We start from the raw sequence: 5,274 nt of genomic DNA, 5'->3' as shown, positions 1-5,274 counted from the left end.
TCCGTTGCACGCCTTGGCGAAGGTAACGGAATGGATTCCAGGGTCTTCGCGACGGAGCTTCGCTCCTGCTCCGCCCTGGAATGACGATCGCGATGGGCGTTTCGGCCAATCTCCAACGCATGCCACCTGCCAACGCAAAACACAGCCGACCGGTCAAAATCCCTGTGCAGTGCCATTAGCCCTTCGTATAGTCAGGCCCGAAGCGTGTCGGCAGTCCGTCGGCGAGCATCAGCCAAGGCAGCTTCTCCTCGAAAGCGACATGCAGCGTAGGCTCGAATTTTTCCGGCTCCGCCATCGCCGCGGCAAAGAAATGCATGACGCCGGACATGTTCTTTGAACGGAACGAAAGCGGCGAACCGCAGTGATCGCAAAATGTTCGCTCTACACAGGGAGAAGAGTTGAACACCTTCGGTGGCTTGCTCAGCCATCGCCATTGGCCGTCCAGGACGCCAATGTATGTGGTCATCGGCGCGGAACACTGCCGCCGGCAACTTTCACAATGGCAGACCACGCAGGCCTGTGCCGGGCCATCGACTTCAAAAGCAATAGTGCCGCATAGGCAACGGCCACGCATGCGAAACCTCCTCGAGGCAGCAACGACGGCTCAGACTAGCGCCGCGCGCACGCGGGAGTCGCCAAGGAATGCGCCGGACTGGCGCCTGATCCCGACATTCGGCGCTGGCGATTAGCTTCGCCGCGCCTGGACCAACAGGAACATCGGCCGCTCGAGCTCTTCGGCCAGCTCCGGCCGGGCGGCGATCTGCGCGTCCGTCGGGCGGAATTCCTCGACATGCCCGATGCTGAAGCCGGCCTGGATCAGCAAATTGAGCGTGGTGCCGATGGTGCGGTGATGCTTGACCACGCCCTTGGTGAACCAGTCGGTGGTGCGCGGTCCCTCGACCAGATATTGGTCGACCGGCCATGTCTTCCGGCCCGCGGCGTCGATCGACCAGCCCGGGTTGGCCGGCGCCATATAGATCGGATGTTCCGTCGAGAAGACGAAGGCTCCGCCGGGAACCAGGGCCTGGTGGACGGTCGCGAACAGGCGCGCGGCATCGCCGACATAGTGCAAGGCAAGCGAGCTGTAGGCGAGGTTGAAGCGCGCCTTCGGCAGGCTGAGTTCATCGAGATCGGCGCGCCGGTAGGTGATGGCATCATCGGCGCCGGCGGCGCGTGCCCGCGCAAGCATCTTTTCCGACAGGTCGAGGCCGAGGACCTCGCTTGCGCCATGCGCGCGCGCCCAGCGGCAGAACCAGCCGAAGCCGCAGCCGAGATCGACGACGCGCAAGCGATCGACGCCGGGCAGCATGGCGCGCAGCGCCGGCCATTCGGGCGCGCCGTCCAGGCCCTCGACCGAGCGGCCGAGACGGCTATAGCCTTCGAAGAATTCCGGACGGTCGTAGATGTTTTGCGCCATGTGCCTGTTCCTGCCCTGTCCGTTCACCCGTTGCAAGCCGTCCGCAAGTCCAAAATGCCGACATTTGCATTGGTGCTGGAACAGCACTTGTGCAATGAATGAGCCGGCGGAAAGTGACGGGTGGCAAAGTGGGCAATCAACTCTTCCAAGGTCGGCTGTTGCCGCATGAGCGCATCTTGTGGAGTGGAACGCCCGCGCAGGGATTGCTCTTCTCAAGTCGCGACATCTTCCTGATACCGTTCAGCCTGCTCTGGTGCGGCTTTGCGATTTTCTGGACCTATTCGGCGTCTAGACAGGGCGCGCCGTTGTTTTTCGACGCCTGGGGAGCGATGTTCGTCTGCATCGGCCTCTTCATGGTCTTCGGCAGATTTATATTCGACGCCTGGCTGAGGCAGCGGATATATTATGCGGTGACGAACAGGCGCATCCTGATCCTGCGCCGCGCCCCATCGGCCAACTTCACATCGATCGACCTCGAACGCGTTCCCGATGTTCAGTTGACCGGCGAAACCGCGACGAGGGGAACTTTGCGCTTCGGAGCCGCCACGTCGGCATATCCGTTCTCACGGATGAACGGATGGTTTCCGGCTCTCGATCCGGTCCCGCAGTTTCTCGGTATAGAGCAGCCGCAGCGCGTGTTCGACCTCATCATGAAAACCCGGCGCGACGATGCCCGGGCTGACCGGTCCCCGTCCGCCGCATAGCCGACTGTTCAAGCCGCTCCCTTTGCTCTATGCCGCAATGCAACCATGTTCGCCCGGCATAGGCGAAAACCGGGATCGAAGGCCAATGAACGACGCAAACCCGCCCAACCGCTGCCGTATCGTGCTGATCGCGCCGCCGCTCGTGCCGGCGGAGCAGATCTGCGCGGCCTTCGAGGGCGGCGACATCGCCTCGCTGATCCTGCCCGACAACGGCATGGACGATGCTTCCTTCCAGGCCTTCGCCGAGAAGATCGTGCCGGTCGCCCAAGGCGCCGGCATCGCCGTCATCATCGCCGGCGACAGCCGCATCGCCGGGCGCGTCCAGGCCGACGGCATCCATGTCGAAGCAAAACCCAAGGAGCTTGCCGAGACGATCGAGCGCCTGGCCGGCAAGATGATGGTCGGCGCCGGCGGCGCCAAGACCCGCGACGAGGCGCTGGAGCTCGGCGAGGAGCGGCCCGACTACATGTTCTTCGGCCGTTTCGGCTATGACAACAAGCCGGAGCCGCATCATCGCAACCTCGCCCTCGGCGAATGGTGGGCTGAGATGATTTCGATCCCCTGCATCGTCATGGGCGGCTCCGAGCTTGCTTCCGTCGAGACGGTGGCCGCGACCGGCGCCGAGTTCGTGGCGCTGTCCAGCGCCGTCTTTGCCGACGGTCGCGACCCCCGGGCGGCGATCGCCGCCGCCAACGCGCTGCTCGATGAAACCGCGCCGCGTTTCGAGGACTGACATGCGCCTGCGTGGGCCTTGCCTGGTGGTCCTGGCCGGCCTGCTTGCGCAGGCGGCGATGGCGGCCGAGACCGTCCCGCTGCCGCAGCCGCGGCCGGAGACCAGCGCACCGGACAAAAGCGCACCCGACCCAGCCAAGCCGGATGCAGGCGCGCCGAATACGGCCACACCCAACGCAGGCACGCCGGACACAGCCGCGCCGGCCACCGGCGCGCCGGATCCGAGCAGGTTCGGCGGCGGCCCGCATATCGACAAGCCGATCCAGAACACCTTGCCGCAGCCGGCCACCATGACGCCGCCATCGGCCGACACCGTCAATCCCGACCGCTTCGGCGCCAAGCAGCCGGACGCCGCCTACGGCGCCTTCCAGCGCGGCCTTTACAAGACCGCCTACAACCTTGCCATGGAGCGCGCCAAGAACGGCGATCCGGCGGCCGAGACGCTCGTGGCCGAAATCCTGTCGCGCGGACTGGGTGTGCCGCTCAATCCGGCCGAGGCCGCGAAATGGTACGCGCTGGCGGCCGAACAGGGCGTGCCGGAGGCGCAGTTCCAATATGCGCTGATGCTATTGGACGGCCGCTATGTGAAGAAGGACGAAAAGGGCGCCTTCGCGCTGATGCAGGCCTCGGCCGAGGCCGGTAACCGGCTTGCGCAGTTCAACTTCGCCCAACTGCTCGTCCAGCAGGATCCCGGCGATGCCGGCCTTGCGAAGGCCGCCGTCTACTATGAGCGCGCGGCCGCCACCGGCCTTGCTGACGCGCAATATGCGATGGCGCAGCTCTATGCCAACGGGGCCGGCGGCAAGCCGCATGACGACGCCCAGGCACGCATGCTGCTGGCGCAGGCCGCGCGGCAGAACTATGACACCGCGCAGATCGACCTCGCCACGTGGATGATCGAGGGACGCGGCGGCGGGCGCGACCTGAAATCGGGCTTTGCCTGGATGAAGCGGGCGGCGCAAGGCGGCAATGTCGCCGCCCAGAACCGCCTCGCCAAGCTCTATATGGGCGGCATCGGCACCGACCCGGACCTGATCCTCGCCGGCGCCTGGTACATCGTCGCCCGCCGCGCCGGGCTGATCGACCCGCGGATGGACGATTTCCTGCAGGGCCTCGACGACGATCAGACCAAGCAGGCGCTGCAGAAGGCCAACCGCCTGCCTTGACGCGTGGCGCCAGGGACGGCATGCCCGGGCCGCCTTGGGTCCCCTCCCTTGCCACTATGCGCGATTTGTGGTCTTGGAGGCGCCAAAGCGCGACCCGCGCGTGAAAAATCTCACTCGGATCAGTTCATCATGGCCAAGATCAGTGGCAGCGAAATCCGCCCCGGCTATGTCATCGAGCACGATGGCGGCCTGTGGGTGGCGGTCAAGACCAATACCGTCAAGCCCGGCAAGGGCGGCGCCTACAATCAGGTCGAGCTGAAGAACCTGATCAACGGCACCAAGCTCAACGAGCGCTTCCGCTCGGCGGAGACCGTCGAGCAGATCAGGCTCGACCTGAAGGATTTTTCCTTCCTCTACGAGCAGGGCGATGCGCTGGTCTTCATGGATACCGAAAGCTACGAACAGCTCGAGCTGGCGAAGGACTTCGTCGGCGAGCGCGCCGCTTTCCTGCAGGACGGCATGATGGTGACGGTGCAGCTCTACGAGGAGCGGCCGATCGGCATTTCGCTGCCCGACCAGGTGACGCTCACCATCACCGAGGCCGACCCGGTGGTGCGGGGCCAGACGGCCGCCTCCTCCTACAAGCCGGCGGTGCTGGAGAACGGCATCCGCGTGCTGGTGCCGCCTTTCATCTCGGCCGGCGAGCGCATCGTCGTCGACACCAACGAAATCACCTATATGCGCCGCGCAGATTGACCGGCCGAAAGCAGGAATAAAAAATGGCGCGTTCCGCTCTCCTCAACGTCATGGTCCAGGCCGCGATGAAGGCCGGCCGCTCGCTGTCGCGCGACTTCGGCGAGGTGCAGAACCTGCAGGTCTCGATGAAGGGACCGGGCGACTATGTCAGCCAGGCCGACCGCAAGGCCGAGGAGATCGTGTTCGCCGAGCTGTCGAAGGCGCGGCCGGGCTACGCCTTCCTGATGGAGGAGCGCGGCGCCGTCGAAGGCGAGGACGCCCAGCACCGCTGGATCGTCGATCCGCTCGACGGCACCACCAATTTCCTGCACGGCATCCCGCTCTTTTCAGTGTCGATCGCGCTCGAACGCCAGGGCCAGATCGTTGCCGGCGTCATCTACAATCCGGCGATGGACGAGCTCTACACGGCCGAGCGCGGCGGCGGCGCCTTCATGAACGACCGCCGGCTGCGCGTTGCCGGGCGCTCCAAGTTGATCGATAGCGTTATCGGCTGCGGCGTGCCGCATCTCGGCCGCGGCCAGCACGGCAATTTCCTGATCGAATTGCGCAACGTCATGGC

At 65.2% G+C, this 5,274-nt stretch carries 7 protein-coding genes; 5 read left to right on the top strand and 2 right to left on the bottom strand.

Annotated features, from left to right (window positions below; genetic code table 11):
• Positions 1-175: 175 nt before the first annotated feature.
• Positions 176-574, bottom strand: coding sequence for a GFA family protein (locus EOD07_RS21325; protein ID WP_127236869.1), 399 nt, complete (start codon positions 572-574; stop codon positions 176-178).
• A 111-nt stretch (positions 575-685) separates the two neighbouring features.
• A complete protein-coding gene (locus EOD07_RS21320; RefSeq protein ID WP_127236868.1) occupies positions 686-1,417 on the bottom strand; it encodes a class I SAM-dependent methyltransferase in 732 nt (243 codons plus the stop codon).
• Between the two features lie 128 nt (positions 1,418-1,545).
• Here EOD07_RS21320 and EOD07_RS21315 point away from each other — a divergent pair, with 128 nt between their 5' ends.
• The 5 genes from EOD07_RS21315 to EOD07_RS21295 form a co-directional block, all read left to right on the top strand.
• Entirely contained in the window at positions 1,546-2,121 is a 576-nt protein-coding gene (locus tag EOD07_RS21315) for a PH domain-containing protein (protein ID WP_127236867.1), read from the top strand.
• An 85-nt stretch (positions 2,122-2,206) separates the two neighbouring features.
• A complete protein-coding gene (locus tag EOD07_RS21310) occupies positions 2,207-2,854 on the top strand; it encodes a thiamine phosphate synthase (RefSeq protein ID WP_127236866.1) in 648 nt (215 codons plus the stop codon).
• Position 2,855: 1 nt separating this feature from the next.
• Positions 2,856-4,019, top strand: coding sequence for a tetratricopeptide repeat protein (locus EOD07_RS21305; protein ID WP_245470362.1), 1,164 nt, complete (start codon positions 2,856-2,858; stop codon positions 4,017-4,019).
• A 129-nt stretch (positions 4,020-4,148) separates the two neighbouring features.
• Positions 4,149-4,715, top strand: coding sequence for an elongation factor P (gene efp / locus EOD07_RS21300; RefSeq protein WP_040991671.1), 567 nt, complete (start codon positions 4,149-4,151; stop codon positions 4,713-4,715).
• 23 nt (positions 4,716-4,738) lie between these two features.
• On the top strand, positions 4,739-5,274 hold a 536-nt coding region (locus tag EOD07_RS21295; RefSeq protein ID WP_164772404.1), incomplete at its 3' end, for an inositol monophosphatase family protein.

Source organism: Mesorhizobium sp. M2C.T.Ca.TU.002.02.1.1, assembly GCF_003997225.1.
This window is presented reverse-complemented; position numbering and strand designations above follow the sequence as displayed.

Bases quoted from the DNA above. Each gene is read 5' to 3' on its own strand.
- EOD07_RS21325 (WP_127236869.1), bottom strand. From the start codon at position 574: ATGCGTGGCCGTTGCCTATGCGGCACTATTGCTTTTGAAGTCGATGGC.
- EOD07_RS21320 (WP_127236868.1), bottom strand. From the start codon at position 1,417: ATGGCGCAAAACATCTACGACCGTCCGGAATTCTTCGAAGGCTATAGC.
- EOD07_RS21310 (WP_127236866.1), top strand. From the start codon at position 2,207: ATGAACGACGCAAACCCGCCCAACCGCTGCCGTATCGTGCTGATCGCG.
- efp (WP_040991671.1), top strand. From the start codon at position 4,149: ATGGCCAAGATCAGTGGCAGCGAAATCCGCCCCGGCTATGTCATCGAG.
- EOD07_RS21305 (WP_245470362.1), top strand. From the start codon at position 2,856: ATGCGCCTGCGTGGGCCTTGCCTGGTGGTCCTGGCCGGCCTGCTTGCG.